Origin of the sequence: Acinetobacter sp., from assembly GCF_050285345.1 — a bacterium.
Taxonomy (GTDB): domain Bacteria; phylum Pseudomonadota; class Gammaproteobacteria; order Pseudomonadales; family Moraxellaceae; genus Acinetobacter.
This window is the reverse complement of sequence record NZ_JBLZXR010000100.1, coordinates 14,348-30,218: the sequence shown is the minus strand read 5'-3', so window position 1 is coordinate 30,218 and position 15,871 is coordinate 14,348. Positions and strand designations below refer to the sequence as shown.

The window sequence follows — 15,871 nt, the reverse complement described above, 5'->3', positions numbered from 1 at the left end:
TCGCTAATGATATCTCTAACACAATCAAAGGGCAATTTGATTCTCCCAATGCTGAACATGAGCTTAAGCTATTTCTCTGGTCTTGCCTTAACCTATAATGCCAATCTTGCCTTATTTTTTGCAAACAATGCAGGCCCCACGCCTTTCACCAATTGAATATCTTCGATGCTTTTAAACAGACCATTTTTTTGACGATAGGCCACTATGGCTTCGGCTTTTTTCTGTCCAATACCGCTTAACACTTGCAATTGTTCAACCGTTGCTGAATTTAAGCGTACACGATCTTGGCTACTTTTCGAGTCAGTTGTCGGCCTCGATAAATAGTAATTTGCTGAATTAGGTGTTTGCACATTTTGTTTTTTCGCATTTTTTGCTGTTTTCAGTTGCTGATCCTGCGCTTGTTGCATGGCTTTCCATTCAGCGTAGCCCGAAGGGCTTTGAGCATAGGTCAAATCTGCCATTAAACTCAAAACCAAGACAAGAAGTTGCGTAAAGTATTTATTCTTTAGGGTGTGGTTCATACAGCGCCTGTGGTTTTAATTGTTGTTTGGCTTGCTCCCACAACTGATCCATTTCAGCCAAGGACAAGTCTGCTATATTTTTTTGTTGTAAGTCTGCCTGTTGCTCAATATAGGCAAAACGGCTTCGAAACTTATGAATGGTACTTAAAAGTGCCATTTCACTTGAAAGGCCTATCTTACGGCCAACATTGACCAGAGAAAATAAACAATCACCAAATTCGTCAAATATTTCGTCGGAATTTTGCCCTGCAACTGCTGCACGGAACTCGGCTAACTCTTCTTCTAATTTGCCATACGCCCCTTGTACATCTGGAAAATCAAAACCGATTTTCGCCACATTTTTTTGAATTTCATCGGCTTGCGCTAAAGCAGGTGCATGCTTAATATCCGCTAAGCGCGACTGTGGCTTACCTTGTTTTTCTTGCTGCTTAATTTGCTGCCATAATTCGGCTACTTCCTCTGCATTTAAAGCAGCAAATTGATCTGCTTGAAACACATGTGGATGACGGCGAATCAATTTATCGGTAATCGCTTGAACCACATCAGAGAAATCAAAAGCACCTTGTTCACTGTACATTTGCGCTTGAAACACCACTTGCAAAAGCAAGTCACCCAATTCATCACGCACTTCATCAGTATTGCCTGAACGTACCGCCGCTTCAACCTCATAGGCTTCTTCAATCGCATAGCGCGTTAAGCTTTGTGGTGTCTGCTTTTGATCCCATGGACATTTGTTGCGAAGTTCTTGCATCACCGCCAATAATTGTTCCATGTTGACACCTTTACTCATGAGTAATTTATTCCATCAAATAAAAATAATTTGCTATGCTCAGAGGACTCAAGGATAGAGCATAAAAATAAAAGGAAGCATAACATGCAAAGTATTTTTATCAGTGGCGCTGCTCAGGGAATTGGTGCAGCAATTGCGCGTTTGTTTATTCAACACGGCTATAAAGTCGGGTTGTATGACATTAACCATGCTCAAGTAGAAAATTTGGCAGTACAATTGGGTGAAAATGCCAAAACTGGACTGTTAGATGTCACTGATCCGGCACAATGGCAGACCGCATTGCAAGATTTTTCTGCGTGGGCTGGGCAATTGAATATTTTAGTGAATAATGCGGGAATTTTATATTCTGGTCCTTTTGAACATACCGATTTAGCTGCGCATCATCGAACGATCGATATTAATATCAAAGGCGTGATCAATGGTTGTTATGCTGCGCTTCCCTATTTAAAACAAGCTGATTTTGCGCGCGTCATTAATTTGTCTTCCGCTTCCGCTATCTATGGGCAAGCCGATTTAGCCACCTATTCCACTTCAAAATTTGCAGTTCGTGGCTTGACTGAAAGCCTCGACATTGAATGGCAAAAATATGGCATTCGCGTTTTAGATGTCATGCCTTTATTTGTACAAACGGCGATGGTCAAAGACATGAATGCACAAAGTATCAAAAAAATGGGCGTCAATCTTCAGCCTGAAGATGTTGCTCAACAAATCCTCAAATTAGCTCAAATCAAAGATCATCCATGGATACCGACTCATACACTTGTCGGGATAAAAGCGAAATTTTTATTTAATGTATCGAAACTCAGCCCACAGTTTGTGAACCGTTTAAGCAATTTATTCATTGCACACAAACCGCAATAACACGAATGACTTTTCACTTAATATTGCAATAACGCCGATACTTAAATTACATAACTTTACACAAAAGTTACATTTTGACAGGACAAAATACATTTTTTTGCATAATATTCACCCGCCCACAACATTCGGGTTTTTATTTTCTAACAATAAAAGTGAAATTATTCATGAAAAAATTACTTGTTCTTGCAACTGCTACAACGATTTCTATTTCTGCTTTTGCAACCACTCAATTTGCAACGTCTGAATTAAAAGCGATGGACTGTGCAACACTTGCAGTAGAAAAAGCAAACGCTAAGCGCTCGCTTGAAGCTGCTGACAAAAACCTTGCAAACATCCAAGCTTCTGCTCAAGCACCAGGTAAATCTTTAAGTAAATTTGCTGGTTTAGCGGGTGGCGCACTTTCTGCTTTCGGTGGTAACTCTGAAAAAGCGGCTCGTGCAAGCAACATCGCAAACAGCCTAGCAGGTGAGCAAGATACTTCTGACGCAAACAACTTAGAAGTTCAACAAGCAAACAAAACTGCTGCTCAAGCAAACATTGACAACATTGGTATCTACCAAGGTTCTAAAAAATGCAAAATCTAATCTAAATTTGCTTTAGATCTGATTCAAAAAAACCTTGTTCAGCCAGAGCAAGGTTTTTTTATGTTGAAAACAAATCAATTCGCTCAGCTACACCCCTGTCCACACACGTTGAACATCATCACGCATATTGCTTTAATTCAACTTGAGGAAAGTTAAATCCTTTACAGGATTGTTCACTCTGCCAAGCCACAGTCAACATCACATGCGGCAGTTGAATATTTTGATAAGCCAATACACCTAACTTGGGATGTTCACACATTCCCCCATTTTGATCGGCCAAACACTGGGTATTTAAGTCTTTTAAATCCAGCCGAATACCTAAACCAGAGGCCTTTAATACCGCTTCTTTGGTGGTCCAAATCTTAAACCAATAAGCAGAATCTTGATTTTCTAACTGCCAATTTTTCAACTCTTCCGGATGAAAGGCATGTAATGCCAATGACTCAAATCGAACTCGACGTTGCAAATCCTCAATATCCACCCCCAAATGGGCAATTTTTTCACTCGTTGCCAATACATAATGTTGTTGACTATGACTATGATTAAAATGAAAATTAGGATAATCAATTAAATACGGTTTCCCATACTCTGTTTTGGCAAAATCGGTATTTTGTAGATTTACCTTTAACTGCTGCCCAAGCAACTGATTCCGAAATTGATAGATCAAGGCCCTTTTTTCTGCAACCTGCGCTGTGCGACTTAAAGTCGTGGATGGCTCAGGGATAATTTTAGACAATGCCGCCAATTCTAGTTGTATCTTTGCCATCGTTGGCCATCTCCGCACTGTTTACGACATCTATATATTTACATTTGAGTTTACTACAGCGCATCTTAATTTGTTTTTATCGCACTTAATTTGTCGTTAAATTCAAGTTGAGGATTATGCACCATTATTTAGAATTATTTAATATTTAATTAATTTTCAAATAGTTATTTTTAAAATAATAAATTTTAGATAAAATACTCTAATTGTTTTTTGCTTGTTTAATTTATATAGGGGAATTTTTCAATGTTTAAGAAAACGGCTACAGCTTGCGCCATTTGTATGATTTCACTCAGCTCACAAGCAGGCTTGCTAGATGCTGCAGTCGCGGTCATGGGTGCAAAAAATGGTGCCATTATGGATCAAGCTGAAGCGCGCATGAATCAAAGTCGTGAAGAAGCAGCTTATGCTGTAGCTCAAGCAGATCGTGCTTATGCTGCAAATGCCAATCCAGCCAGCAACACAAATAACAGTGTGTATAGCACAGGTTATTTAAAAACCTTGGATTGCACTGACCTTGCGGTAGAACGTAAGACTTTCGAACGTACACTTGAAGCCTCAAATGCAGTAGCCACTCAAGTAAGCGTTCAACAAAATAACCAAATGTCAAAATGGGCAGGCTTAGCGGGTAATGCTCTTTCTGCTTTCGCAGGCCAATCTGAAACTGCTGGACGCATGGGACAATTCGTAAATGCTTTTGCAGGCACGAATAACACCCAAACCAATACAGCCAGCGCACAACAGGCGGCTGAAGTTGCACAAGCCAACATCGACAATATTAAAATTTATCAAAGTGCGAAAAAATGTAAAATCTAAGTCTGGCTTGACTAAGAAAATAAAAAAGCCCATCTTCTGATGGGCCTCTTTATTGAAATAGGTATTTAAAACTTAACGCTTAAATTTTTTCTCAGCTTTCTTGAATTTCTGCACATAACGGCGTTTACGTGCTGCAGTACGTTCATCAATTTGCGATTTACGCCCTTCAAATGGGTTATCTGAAGTTTTAAATTCAATTTTGACGGGTGTACCTTCAAGCTTATAGACTTTACGGAACACGTTTTCTAAATAACGACGATAATCCGCTGGCGTTTTATCCACTTTGTTACCATGAATCACAATAGTTGGTGGATTTTGTCCGCCCATGTGTGCATAACGCATTTTAATACGACGACCTTGCACCATTGGCGGTTGATGTGCATCTGTTGCATCATTCAGAATTTGAGTGATTTTCGCAGGAGACACTTTCAAATGTGATGAGTCATACGCACGGTGAATCGAAGGATAAAGATCACCAACACCTGTTCCATGCAATGCAGAAATCAGATGAATTTTCGCCCAAGGAATAAAGTCAAAGCGACGATCCACATCCAATTTACATTGTTTGCGATCATACTCAGACATGTTATCCCATTTGTTGATCGCAATCACCATGGCACGGCCTGCTTCAAGTGCATAGCCGATTAAATGTAAATCTTGCTCAACAATACCATCACGGGCATCGACCACAATCACCACCACGTGTGCATCTTTCATCGCTTGTAAAGTTTTCACAATTGAGAATTTCTCAATCATTTCATCAACTTTACCTTTACGACGAACACCGGCTGTATCAATTAAAGTGTATTTACGACCATCACGTTCAAACGGAATATAAATCGAGTCACGTGTAGTCCCCGGTTGGTCAAATGCCACAACACGGTCTTCACCGAGCAAACGGTTGACCAAAGTTGATTTACCCACGTTTGGACGACCAATAATCGCAAGACGTAAACCGGTGTCTTTATCATGCTGTTCAGCACTTTCGTCTTCTGGTACATCTGCCAACACGTCTTCAAGCATTTGCTGAACACCGCGGCCGTGACTCGCTGCAACTTGTAGCGGCTCACCCATACCCAACTTGAAAAATTCAACCAATGCCGCTTCGGCGTGTACACCATCGACTTTGTTGGCAACAAGGAAGACTTTTTTACCTAAGGTACGTAAGTCACGTGCAATTTGCTCATCCGATGCTAACAAACCAGCGCGCGCATCAACCACAAAGACAATAATATCTGCTTCATGAATGGCAGTTTTTGATTGCTCTGCCATGTAAGAGTCAATACCACCTTCTGTTTCGCCAATACCACCAGTATCAACAACAATAAAGGATTTATTTTGATAGGTCGCATCACCGTATTTACGGTCACGAGTCAGACCAGCAAAGTCAGCAACGAGAGCATCACGGCTCTTGGTAATCTGGTTAAACAACGTTGATTTTCCGACGTTCGGACGACCAATGAGCGCAATTACGGGTTTCATAGATTAACCTTTATTCAAGATCAGCCAGTTTGGTCTGGTCTGAACATCAGAAAGCACAGGAAGAAGGGAAATAGGATAAATACCTAAAATAAATAAAAACACGGGGCATTGAATATTCAATCCCCCGCGTTCAAAAATACGGTTTGGCTTATTTTAACATAAGCCGCAGAAAATTTAACGGTTCTGCCAAATACTTAAAGCGCCCTTACGAGTCGAGACATACAGCTGGTTGTCAATGACACGTAATGAGCGAACTTCGCCACTGGTTTTTGAACGACCAACAAGCTCACCTGTGGCTGGATTAATGAGGTGTAATACACCATCTAAATCACCCACCACAAGCTCTTGACCGAGCATGACAGGATTACTCAACTGGCGATTGAGTAACTGATCATTTTCCCACAGTTTTTGACCTGTGGTAATTTCATAAGCCACGATTTTACCATCTGTTTGCGCAACAAACACACCATTACCCACAACTTCAGGGCGTTGAATGCTACTCGCATCATTGCTCCAAATCACTTGCTGACTGGCTAAATCCAGTGCAGTGACCTGACCTTGATAGCTGGTAGTAATTAAGAATTGACCTGCAACCGTTGGTTCGCCATCAATATCAATCAGACGTTGAATATCAGAGCGACCATCCGACACCGCAACGCGGCGCTGCATTTTCGGAATACCACTAAGCGCATCAATGACATAAATATAGGCATTTGATGAAGCAATCAGCACATGACGCGCATCGAGTGCCACAGGTGCAGCCATACCACGTAAGCTGAATTGTACATTCGGCAAACTATAAGTCCACGTTTGCTGGCCTGTTGCAACATCGTTCGCATAGACCGTGCCATCATTGGTCACAGAAATCACACGACCGGCTTGAATCAGTGATGGTGAAAGTAGCGCACCAGATAATTGCACCACCCATTTTTGCTCACCAGTTGCTTGATCTAAAGCAAAAAGCTGACCTTTGGCATTACCAACAACCACAATCCCATCTGCTGCTTCAACACCGGCACTTAAGCCCTGCTTTGAAACTTTAGTTTGCCACAAGCGGTCTTTACCTTTGTACGCTTGCACTTCACCATTCGGATTGATGGTAAAAATCACACCATTATCGACATCCATACGTAAACGTAATGGATCGGCTTCTTCAGTTGAAGCAACACTGCTTGAAAATACAGCCGCCAATGTTTTTGCCTGTGATAATTTAGGCAATGGATTTGGTTTTACTTTTTCTACTTTTCCTTTGCTGGCACAACCCGTCAAAGCAAGTGTTAAAACTGTCAGCGCACAGGTAATTTTGTATTTTCTATTCATTCAGCTGCTTCCACTTGTGTATCTATAATTGGACGTTCAATTTCAGGATCATCAACTAAAACGCCGACACTTTCGAGTTTAATTTGTAAAATTTGACGTTCTTCTTGTCGCTCAACCAAGTTATTCCATGCACTTTGATAAGCTTTTTTTGCATTTTCAGTATCATTTTTTGCAACATAGATGTCGCCACGTGCTTCATCCGCAGTTGCTTTAAATGCAGGATCTCTCACTGCATCTAGAGTTTTCAGGGCTTCATCAAATTTCTTCTGAGCCAATTGTGAATAAGCCAAACGTAATTTCACCAGTTGCAGCAAGCCTGTGTCGTCTACTTTTGAGTTTTCAACTTTCTTTAAAGCTTTTTCTGCACTAGCATAATCCGCTTTATCATACGCCAATTTTGCCATGAGCAACTGAGTTTGAATGGCTTGTGGCGAATCAGGTGCTTCTTTCATAATTTTATCTGCAGTTGCAGAAAGTTGTGTGAAAGCATCTCCTGTAACCGATTGTGCATCATCCATCAATTGCTGAACTTTGGCTGTTTCCATTTGAGATTCAGCCAAAGTTTTCTTCTGCCAGTATTCCCATCCGAAAAAGGCAATTAACGCAATTAAAATGCCGCTAACGATGGCAGAGCCATATTTTTTAGCAAACGATTTTAAATTATCAAGTTGTTCTTCATCACTCAATGCGCTCATGAAACTACCCTTTTCCTTATGTTATATGACTTATTTTGAAGAAATTTTATCAATAATGAAATGAACAAAGTCTGCAACATTCACTTCATGTTGTTCAGCAATTGCAAGTTCTTTCACCAATACTTGAGCTACTGCTTGCTCACGCTCGCCATAAATGACTGCAAACAAAGCACCTGCTTGATCGGCCTTTTTCATTTGTGACTTCATTGAACCTTGTGAACCTACTTTCAAGCGTATACGGCTACCCGCAGCTTCAAGTTGATCACGGATTTGCTCAGCAAGCACCAAGGCTTTGCCTTGAGTTGCAGGATCTGAGACCAAGAACAGTTCACAATCACGTACAGGTGTATTGTCTTCCACTTGTTCAAGCAAAAGAAGTAAACGCTCCATCCCCATGGCAAAACCAACAGCCGGTACAGATTGATCAGCTTTGCCTTTCAATTGCCCCACGAGACCGTCATAGCGACCACCGGCACACACTGTACCTTGTGAGCCCAAATGAGTAGTAGTCCATTCAAATACGGTCTTGTTGTAGTAATCCAGACCTCGAACCAGTTTTTGGTTAATCACAAAACCAATACCGGCTTCAGTTAGGTACTGCTGTAACTGTGCAAAATGTGCCAAAGTTTCTTCACCCATAAAATCGTGAAGTTTTGGCGCATTTTCCAAAATTGCTTGGGTTTTTTCGTCTTTAGAATCTAAAATACGCAGTGGATTGGTCGTTAAACGGCGCTGTGAATCTTCATCCAAATCAGCTTTATGTGATTCCAAAAAATCAACCAATGCAGCACGATAAGCGGCACGTTCTTCCGACTCACCCAAAGTGTTCAGTTCAAGTTGAACTTTATCTGCAACACCCATGCGTTTCCACAGACGCGCAGTCATCAAAATCAGTTCAGCATCTTGATCTGGTGTCGCCACACCAAAGGTTTCCACACCAAATTGGTGGAACTGACGATAACGGCCTTTTTGCGGTTTTTCATAACGGAACATCGGTCCGATATACCATACGCGCGGTGTTGCACCACGTAGCAAGTTATGCTCAAGCATGGCACGTACACAGCCTGCAGTTCCTTCCGGACGCAAAGTCAAAGACTCCGGTGGATTACCTTTGTCTAAGAAGGTGTACATTTCTTTTTCAACAATATCTGTAGCATCACCAATAGAGCGTTTGAACAGATGTGTCTGCTCCACAATCGGCAAGCGGATTTGTTGATAGCCGTAAGCATCCATCAAACTCGATAGATGCTGTTCTAGACGTCTCCATGCAGGGGTTTGCGTAGGAAGAATGTCATTAAAACCTTTGATTGCGACGATTGAACTCATGATCTACTCAGAAAAACCTGTGCGAATAATCTCTTTAGATTTAGCTTTTTCAAGCTCTTTAACACGTTGACGAACCATTGTTTCGATTTCATCAACCAATTGATTTGTGTCAATTAAATGACTTTTATCACCATTACGATATACCAGTGAACGTGGACTTGCACCCACAACACCGATATCGGCTTCTTTGGCTTCACCCGGACCATTCACTTTACAACCAATGACTGAAACATCCATGGGTACACGAACATCTTCCAGACGCTCTTCCAAGGTTTGCATCACTTTAATCACGTTAAACTCTTGACGTGAACAACTTGGGCAGGCAATAAAGTTAATGCCATTCGAACGGAGACCAAGTGATTTTAAAATATCAAAACCGATCTTCACTTCTTCTTCTGGCTCAGCTGCCAATGAAATACGCATGGTGTCACCAATGCCTTCCATCAACAAACCACCCAAAGCAATTGCAGATTTGACTGAACCTGTGCGGTAAACACCGGCTTCGGTCACACCCAAATGTAATGGATTATCAATTTGTGCAGACAGCAAACGGTACGCATCCATGGTTAAAAACACATTCGATGCTTTAACGGATACTTTAAATTCGTGAAAATCCAAACGGTCCAAGATATCAATATGACGCATTGCCGATTCAAGCAAAGCTTGACCCGTCGGCTCGCCATATTTTTTCTGAATATCTTTTTCCAGTGAGCCAGCATTGACCCCAATACGCATGGAAATATCATTATGACGTGCTGCTGCCACCACTTCACGAATTTTGGCTTCAGAACCAATATTTCCCGGGTTAATACGCAAGCAATCTGCACCCAAATCTGCAACACGCAGCGCAATTTTATAGTCGAAGTGAATATCAGCAACTAATGGCACTTGCACACGTTTACGAATTTCACCAAATGCTTCAGCCGCTTCCATCGTTGGCACAGAAACACGCATAATGTCTGCGCCAACATCTGCACAGCGTTGAATCTGTGCAACGGTTGCATCCACATCACAGGTTTCTGTATTGGTCATACTTTGGATGCTAATCGGCGCATCACCACCGACATAAACCGAACCTACTTTAATTTTGCGAGTTGGACGGCGCTTAATTGGATTTTCAATCATGATTCAGTCGACTCTGTTGTCCCTTAACGTGATAAGCGGAAATCAGCTTTGCCGTTTACGGTATATGGTGACAATGAAATATTTTCATTATTTAAGCTGAGTGACACGGCTTCAGCATCATCCAAACGAATTTGGAAAGGTGTTTCACCATTTAGATTTAATGTAGATGCCTGACGACCTGTTGCCAACACTTTTCCAGTTGAATCCACAATATGCACCGAAGTCGGACGATTAAAAGTCAATGTCAGTTGATCACCGCTGATCGCAGCATTACCACCATTCATATCCAGTACCTGAACTTCTGCACTAGAATCGGTAGTGACTGTTTCATCATTACTACTACTCGACGACAGACCTTGTACCAATGCAACAAGCAAACCAATGACAATAATTACAGCCAATGCAATCAGACCGCGCTTCATCCATTTACGATTACGGTCACGGTTTGAACCCGGCAATTTACCCATAATTTTAATGGGTGAATTATTTAAGGCGTGATTCGGCAATAGACCTGTGTCATTGGCATAAATATCATCAAAACGTTGAATAATATTGGTGGCATCGACCTTGAGAAATTTCGCATAGGTACGATAGTAGCCTTTAATAAAGGTGGCTTCAGGCAAAGATTTGTAGTCATCTTGCTCAAGTGCGGTCAGCGTTTTTACTGGAATTTTCAGTTCCGCTGCGACAGCTTCAAGTTCCAGTTTTTGAGTAATACGTACTTGACGTAAATACTCACCTGGGCGTTGTACATTTCCTAATGCATTTGGAGCTACGCTCGAACCATTCGATTGCGGTGAATTAGGATTTACTTCCATACGGCCTCAGTACTGTACTGTAATTGCAAATAACGTTGGTATTCAGGACTTTCCGGGAACAACGCACGCATCTGGTTCACCAGTACCTGCATACCCAAATTGTCGCCATTGGCACGCGCTATTCGAATGCCAATCCAAAGTGCGCGCGCACCCTGATTTTTTTGACCTACTGATCGAACAAATTGTTCATACATTTGTGTCGCAGCAGGGAGTTGCTGATTCAAATAAAAAATTTCAGACAACTCTAACATTGAAACATAGGAATCACGATTGGCCTGAAGGGCTTGTTTGAATGATTTTTCAGCATTCGCAACATCACCAACTTTCAAGTAAATTCGACCTAAGTTTTCCAATGCTCTTGAACGTTGGTCATAACCCAGGGTAGAACCTGCAATGCTCAACTGTTCAATGGCGTCATTATAGCGCTCAACTTGGTATAAATACGTACCGTAGTTGTTACGCGCTTGAGAATTTTTTGGATCTGCAGAAATCGCTCGTTTAAAATAACTATCTGCTTTTTCCATATTTTCTTTACTGCCTTCTTGTTGCAGTAATACGCCCATCATCATATTGGCTTGTGAATCGCGTGAATTCACCTCAAGCGCCTGATCTAATGCACGTTTTGCAGCATCTAAATCCCCTGACTTTAAATGTTCAACAGCCAATTGTGTCCGAATCTTTACGGCTTTTTCTGGGTCTTTCTTGCCTACATCTGGTGTTTGACACGCAGTTAATGCCAAAACTGATGCACATAAAGATGAAACGAAAGCGAACTTTAACGTTAACTTTTTCAATTGGCTGCCTCTTTATTATCCCTGTGAGCGCAGAATCTCATTTTGCTGCGCTACTTTCTTTTTCCATTGCTCCGCACGACGAGTACGGTCAGCAACTTGCCCCACGAGTTGACCACACGCAGCATCAATATCATCGCCACGTGTTTGACGAATCGTACACACAAAACCGGCATCAGACAAAGTTTTTTGGAAAGAAATAATGCGGTTACGGCTAGAACGGCCATATGGCGCATGCGGAAATGGGTTAAATGGAATTAAATTAATTTTGCTTGGCAAGTTTTTCAACAACTTTAACATTTGCTGTGCATGTTCAGGGTGGTCGTTCACACCATCCAACATCACATATTCAATCGTCACATGTTTACGCGAACTTTCATTACCATCTTTGGCAATATAACGTTGGCACGCAGCAATGAGTTGTTCCAATGGATATTTTTTATTGATCGGCACCAACTCGTTGCGTAACTCATCATTTGGCGCATGCAGTGAAATTGCCAAAGCGACATCAATATCTTGGGCCAATTGGTCAATTTTCGGCACCACGCCTGACGTTGACAGCGTCACGCGGCGTTTAGACATACCATAGGCAAAGTCATCAAGCATGATACGCATGGAATTCAATACTGCATCGTAGTTGAGTAATGGCTCGCCCATACCCATCATCACCACGTTGGTCACTGAACGCTCACGCTCCGCCACTGGCACATCTTCCATATAAGAGAAGTTTGCCATCCAAAGCTGTCCAATGATTTCAGCTTGGCTTAAGTCACGTTGAAAACCTTGTTTCCCTGTCGAGCAGAATGAACAGTCGAGAGCACAGCCCACTTGTGAGGAAATACACAAGGTCTTACGTGCACCCGTTTTGTCTTCAGCCGGAATCAGCACCGTTTCAACCAATGAACCCGCACCATCACCAACACGGAACACCCACTTACGCGTGCCGTCTTTAGAATAGTTTTTATGCACCACTTCTGGCGCTTTAATTTCACAAATCTTTTCCAATTTTTCGCGCAATTTGCCTGAGATATTAGTCATCTCAGCAAAATCTGTCACAAAGAACTGGTGAATCCATTTCATCACCTGCCCTGCACGGAATTTCTTCTCACCCATATCTTCGAAGAATTTTTCCATTTGCGGACGTGACATGCCCAGTAAATTCACTTTTTCTACAGTACTGTGCTGTGTCGGAGCGGATGGAGATGGTTGCTGCGCATCAGATACAGCTGATGTAGCGACGACTTCAGTACTCATGTGTAATTACCTAAACCATGTCTAAAGATAAAAGGAGATGCTCAGTATTTGAGCTGAAAAATTATTCAGAGAATAAAAAAACCAGACAAGCAGTATACCACTTATCTGGTTTGAATACTTCGTATTAACGAGTACGTGGTGCGATCTCAGTTTGAGCGAAGAAGTAGTTAACTTCACGATCAGCAGACGCTACAGAGTCAGAACCGTGAGCAGCGTTTTCGTCGATGCTTACAGCGAAGTCTGCACGGATTGTACCAGGAGCAGCTTCTTTAGGATTCGTTGCGCCAAGGATATCACGGTGAGCAAGAACTGCGTTTTCACCTTCAAGTACTGAAACAACAACTGGACCAGAAGTCATGAATGCAACGAGGTCAGCAAAGAAACCACGTTCTTTGTGCTCAGCGTAGAAGCCTTCAGCTTCAGCTTGAGTCAAGTGTTTCATTTTAGTTGCAACAATTTGAAGACCCGCTTTTTCGAAACGAGCAAAGATGTCGCCGATGTGGTTTTTAGCAACTGCGTCTGGTTTAACGATAGATAAAGTACGTTCAATAGCCATGATTGGCTCCTTAAGTCAATTTGACGTGAAATTTTGCCGCATTATACCGAATAATGCGCTATTTTCTGCTTTTGCAATGTAAAAAAGTTGCTTTTTTTGATCGAAGGATCAACTTGCCTCGTCAATCCAAGCCATCTGGATTCCTTCAAGCAGACCTTCAGTCGACTTTTCAGGATCATCGGTGAAATTAGGCAATGCACAAACCCATGCATGTAGGTCGGTAAAACGAATCCATTGCGGATCAACATCAGGATGAGCTTCATAGAGCTCAATTGCGATATCGATAGTATCTGTCCAGCGTAAACCCATGGGTCTTCCTAACATCGAATAAAAAATGATGCGTTACTTTAACAAATTTTGTGAATTCAACGTCAAAACAGTTTTTTATTTTTTATGACCAGATTTATCTAACGCCTATGAAACTTTTGCTCTTTATAAAACCATACCAAGCATGGGGGCGCATGCAATAATCCCACAGCCCACACTTGCACCAATGACTGCTCCGACCGCAACATCACTCGGATAATGTAAACCCAAAATCATTCGAGACAGTGCCACCAACAAAGTGAATGGCAACATTAAAACTAATAATACAGGTTGGATAAAGCCCAGTACCGTTGTTGCCATCACGGCATGTAAAGTATGACCTGAAGGAAAACTAAAATGATCCAAAGGTCGCTCCCCCAAATGAATCACTTGATGCACTTGATAGGGTCGTGGTCGTACCGTTTTCTTTTTCAGTATTTTATATAAAGTTGTGCCGACTGAACCACCTAGCAAGACATAAACAATCTGAAAACTATAGGCAATTCCTTGCAAAAACCATACTGCTGCCAGCATCACACACCAAAAGACCCCATCACCTAATCGACTGATCATTTTAAAAAACTGGGCAATAGCCTGCTGGCGAGAAAAATGATTCAGGTAAATACAGCCTCTTAAATCTAAATGAAGTATTCTTGTTTTTGCATTTTTAAAACTCATCGCTCATCTCCTGTCTACAATCGCAAACTGACTGTGGTGGGGTTTAGCTCATTTTTAACGTTATTATGTTTACCGCCACTATTTTCACCTTTTTTATCTAAATCTAAGTGTAGAAATTGTTTCTGACAGCAAGATGATGTTGTGATGACAGTTATGTGAATATATCTCAAAAGGATGAATCAAAACCACACATTGAATTTCAGTTAGGCCAATATGGCTTAATCCACAACAGCATAAAGTGCTTGCTCAAACTGCTGCACAGGATGTTGCCAACCTATTTTTACTGCATCCAATGCTGCTTCACGTCCCATTTCACGTAAACGCACACGCGATGGTAATTGCTGCATGTGGAGAATCAGTAGGTCAGTACACCCAATTGGATTCAGCCAACCGGATATCCATCACGCACATGCTGACCTGCGCAAACAGCATCATAGGCGATAACAGGCAAATCACTGACCATGGCTTCTAATACAACATTACCAAAGGTTTCTACCTAACTTGCAAAGACCAATTTTTCAAAGGATACCTTGCGGTGACTGTCGATACCCAACATAAATCCAATACCATGATTTCTTACGGTTTTTAGATTTTCAGTTGATGAGTACCCACTATCTCCAGTAATAAATCGGATGTCTGCCCCCATTGAAGAACCTCATTTAACATATCTATAAAGTAATCATTCTTGGTTTTATTTTCAGATTTGTCATAAATTCTGAAATTTATAGGCACATTTTTACCCTGCAGATCTATCGCATAAAGTGTAATGAGATTGATGTCTTTCACTGAACGAGGGTGTTTACTAGACCAGAAAGACCGATTAAATCTATATGTTGACTATAAGGTTTACCTAATACAGCATCATCTAAAATAATAATAACAAGTTTATTATTATCAATGCATTGTATAGCATTATTATATAAACTTTGTGGACAGTAATTTTCACGTTCTAAGAAATGATTCTCGCTGTCGTGAGAGATTTGATAGGTATCTGCAAGTTGCGTACCACTTATAGAATGTGGTTCCGTCATGAGAAATCCCATATAGATGGGTAAATTACATTGGGCTGTTGAAACATGTTTAGTTTTTCTGATCACTTAGATGTTAGACAGCTTATTTATTGTTTTTTAATACTGTCAATGCGTAAGTCCTATGATATTAGGTGCTTATCGGATTTTTTGCATT

General features: G+C 41.3%; 18 protein-coding genes and 1 pseudogene. 3 read left to right on the top strand and 16 right to left on the bottom strand.

Translation table 11 applies throughout. From position 1 onward, the window contains the following. Window positions 1-92 precede the first annotated feature (92 nt). Window positions 93-521 (bottom strand): ComEA family DNA-binding protein, encoded by a 429-nt coding sequence (locus ACN6OV_RS08670; RefSeq protein ID WP_427952016.1) that lies wholly within the window; start codon window positions 519-521, stop codon window positions 93-95. Then, window positions 499-1,293, bottom strand: a complete 795-nt coding sequence (gene mazG, locus ACN6OV_RS08665; protein WP_427952060.1) for a nucleoside triphosphate pyrophosphohydrolase — start codon at window positions 1,291-1,293, stop codon at window positions 499-501. The genes ACN6OV_RS08670 and mazG overlap by 23 nt, the downstream gene beginning before the upstream one ends. Window positions 1,294-1,395: 102 nt before the next feature. Between mazG and ACN6OV_RS08660 the strand changes: the two genes are divergently transcribed. Continuing rightward, window positions 1,396-2,172 carry an SDR family oxidoreductase gene (locus ACN6OV_RS08660; RefSeq protein ID WP_427952013.1) on the top strand — a complete coding sequence of 259 codons (777 nt, stop codon included), beginning with the start codon at window positions 1,396-1,398 and terminating at the stop codon, window positions 2,170-2,172. A gap of 164 nt (window positions 2,173-2,336) precedes the next feature. Next, the gene (locus ACN6OV_RS08655) at window positions 2,337-2,756 is read left to right on the top strand and encodes a hypothetical protein (protein ID WP_427952010.1); all 420 of its coding nucleotides are present in this window, start codon (window positions 2,337-2,339) and stop codon (window positions 2,754-2,756) included. Window positions 2,757-2,874: 118 nt separating this feature from the next. Here ACN6OV_RS08655 and ACN6OV_RS08650 read toward each other — a convergent pair whose 3' ends face one another. Continuing rightward, complete coding sequence (locus ACN6OV_RS08650) at window positions 2,875-3,522, bottom strand: 4'-phosphopantetheinyl transferase family protein (RefSeq protein WP_427952007.1); 648 nt, start codon at window positions 3,520-3,522, stop codon at window positions 2,875-2,877. 243 nt (window positions 3,523-3,765) lie between these two features. On the opposite strand from ACN6OV_RS08650, the gene ACN6OV_RS08645 reads away from it, so the two are divergent. Further along, window positions 3,766-4,335, top strand: coding sequence for a hypothetical protein (locus tag ACN6OV_RS08645; protein ID WP_427952004.1), 570 nt, complete (start codon window positions 3,766-3,768; stop codon window positions 4,333-4,335). Between the two features lie 72 nt (window positions 4,336-4,407). Here the strand turns inward: ACN6OV_RS08645 and der are convergent, their stop codons facing one another. From der to ACN6OV_RS08580, 13 genes and pseudogenes are all read right to left on the bottom strand, one after another. Beyond that, complete coding sequence (gene der, locus ACN6OV_RS08640) at window positions 4,408-5,817, bottom strand: ribosome biogenesis GTPase Der (RefSeq protein WP_427952001.1); 1,410 nt, start codon at window positions 5,815-5,817, stop codon at window positions 4,408-4,410. 174 nt (window positions 5,818-5,991) lie between these two features. Continuing rightward, window positions 5,992-7,137, bottom strand: a complete 1,146-nt coding sequence (gene bamB, locus ACN6OV_RS08635) for an outer membrane protein assembly factor BamB (RefSeq protein ID WP_427951998.1) — start codon at window positions 7,135-7,137, stop codon at window positions 5,992-5,994. After that, window positions 7,134-7,832, bottom strand: a complete 699-nt coding sequence (locus tag ACN6OV_RS08630) for a YfgM family protein (protein WP_427951995.1) — start codon at window positions 7,830-7,832, stop codon at window positions 7,134-7,136. Before ACN6OV_RS08630 ends, bamB begins: the two co-directional genes overlap by 4 nt. Window positions 7,833-7,862: 30 nt before the next feature. Next, window positions 7,863-9,158 carry a histidine--tRNA ligase gene (gene hisS, locus ACN6OV_RS08625; RefSeq protein WP_427951992.1) on the bottom strand — a complete coding sequence of 432 codons (1,296 nt, stop codon included), beginning with the start codon at window positions 9,156-9,158 and terminating at the stop codon, window positions 7,863-7,865. 3 nt (window positions 9,159-9,161) lie between these two features. After that, a complete protein-coding gene (ispG, locus tag ACN6OV_RS08620; RefSeq protein ID WP_427951989.1) occupies window positions 9,162-10,283 on the bottom strand; it encodes a flavodoxin-dependent (E)-4-hydroxy-3-methylbut-2-enyl-diphosphate synthase in 1,122 nt (373 codons plus the stop codon). Between the two features lie 23 nt (window positions 10,284-10,306). Then, window positions 10,307-11,101 carry a helix-turn-helix domain-containing protein gene (locus ACN6OV_RS08615; RefSeq protein WP_427951986.1) on the bottom strand — a complete coding sequence of 265 codons (795 nt, stop codon included), beginning with the start codon at window positions 11,099-11,101 and terminating at the stop codon, window positions 10,307-10,309. Beyond that, complete coding sequence (pilW, locus tag ACN6OV_RS08610; protein ID WP_427952058.1) at window positions 11,092-11,841, bottom strand: type IV pilus biogenesis/stability protein PilW; 750 nt, start codon at window positions 11,839-11,841, stop codon at window positions 11,092-11,094. The genes ACN6OV_RS08615 and pilW overlap by 10 nt, the downstream gene beginning before the upstream one ends. Window positions 11,842-11,910: 69 nt before the next feature. Then, window positions 11,911-13,146 carry a 23S rRNA (adenine(2503)-C(2))-methyltransferase RlmN gene (gene rlmN / locus ACN6OV_RS08605; protein WP_427951983.1) on the bottom strand — a complete coding sequence of 412 codons (1,236 nt, stop codon included), beginning with the start codon at window positions 13,144-13,146 and terminating at the stop codon, window positions 11,911-11,913. 124 nt (window positions 13,147-13,270) lie between these two features. Continuing rightward, window positions 13,271-13,702, bottom strand: a complete 432-nt coding sequence (gene ndk, locus ACN6OV_RS08600) for a nucleoside-diphosphate kinase (protein WP_004647460.1) — start codon at window positions 13,700-13,702, stop codon at window positions 13,271-13,273. Between the two features lie 108 nt (window positions 13,703-13,810). Further along, window positions 13,811-14,011 (bottom strand): Fe-S cluster assembly protein IscX, encoded by a 201-nt coding sequence (gene iscX, locus ACN6OV_RS08595; RefSeq protein ID WP_078189615.1) that lies wholly within the window; start codon window positions 14,009-14,011, stop codon window positions 13,811-13,813. A 123-nt stretch (window positions 14,012-14,134) separates the two neighbouring features. Continuing rightward, a complete protein-coding gene (locus ACN6OV_RS08590) occupies window positions 14,135-14,686 on the bottom strand; it encodes a phosphatase PAP2 family protein (RefSeq protein ID WP_427951979.1) in 552 nt (183 codons plus the stop codon). A 218-nt stretch (window positions 14,687-14,904) separates the two neighbouring features. Beyond that, window positions 14,905-15,033 carry a hypothetical protein gene (locus ACN6OV_RS08585; RefSeq protein WP_427951976.1) on the bottom strand — a complete coding sequence of 43 codons (129 nt, stop codon included), beginning with the start codon at window positions 15,031-15,033 and terminating at the stop codon, window positions 14,905-14,907. A gap of 167 nt (window positions 15,034-15,200) precedes the next feature. After that, a pseudogene (locus tag ACN6OV_RS08580) lies at window positions 15,201-15,783 on the bottom strand (transposase); the annotation flags it as partial. Window positions 15,784-15,871: the final 88 nt, after the last annotated feature.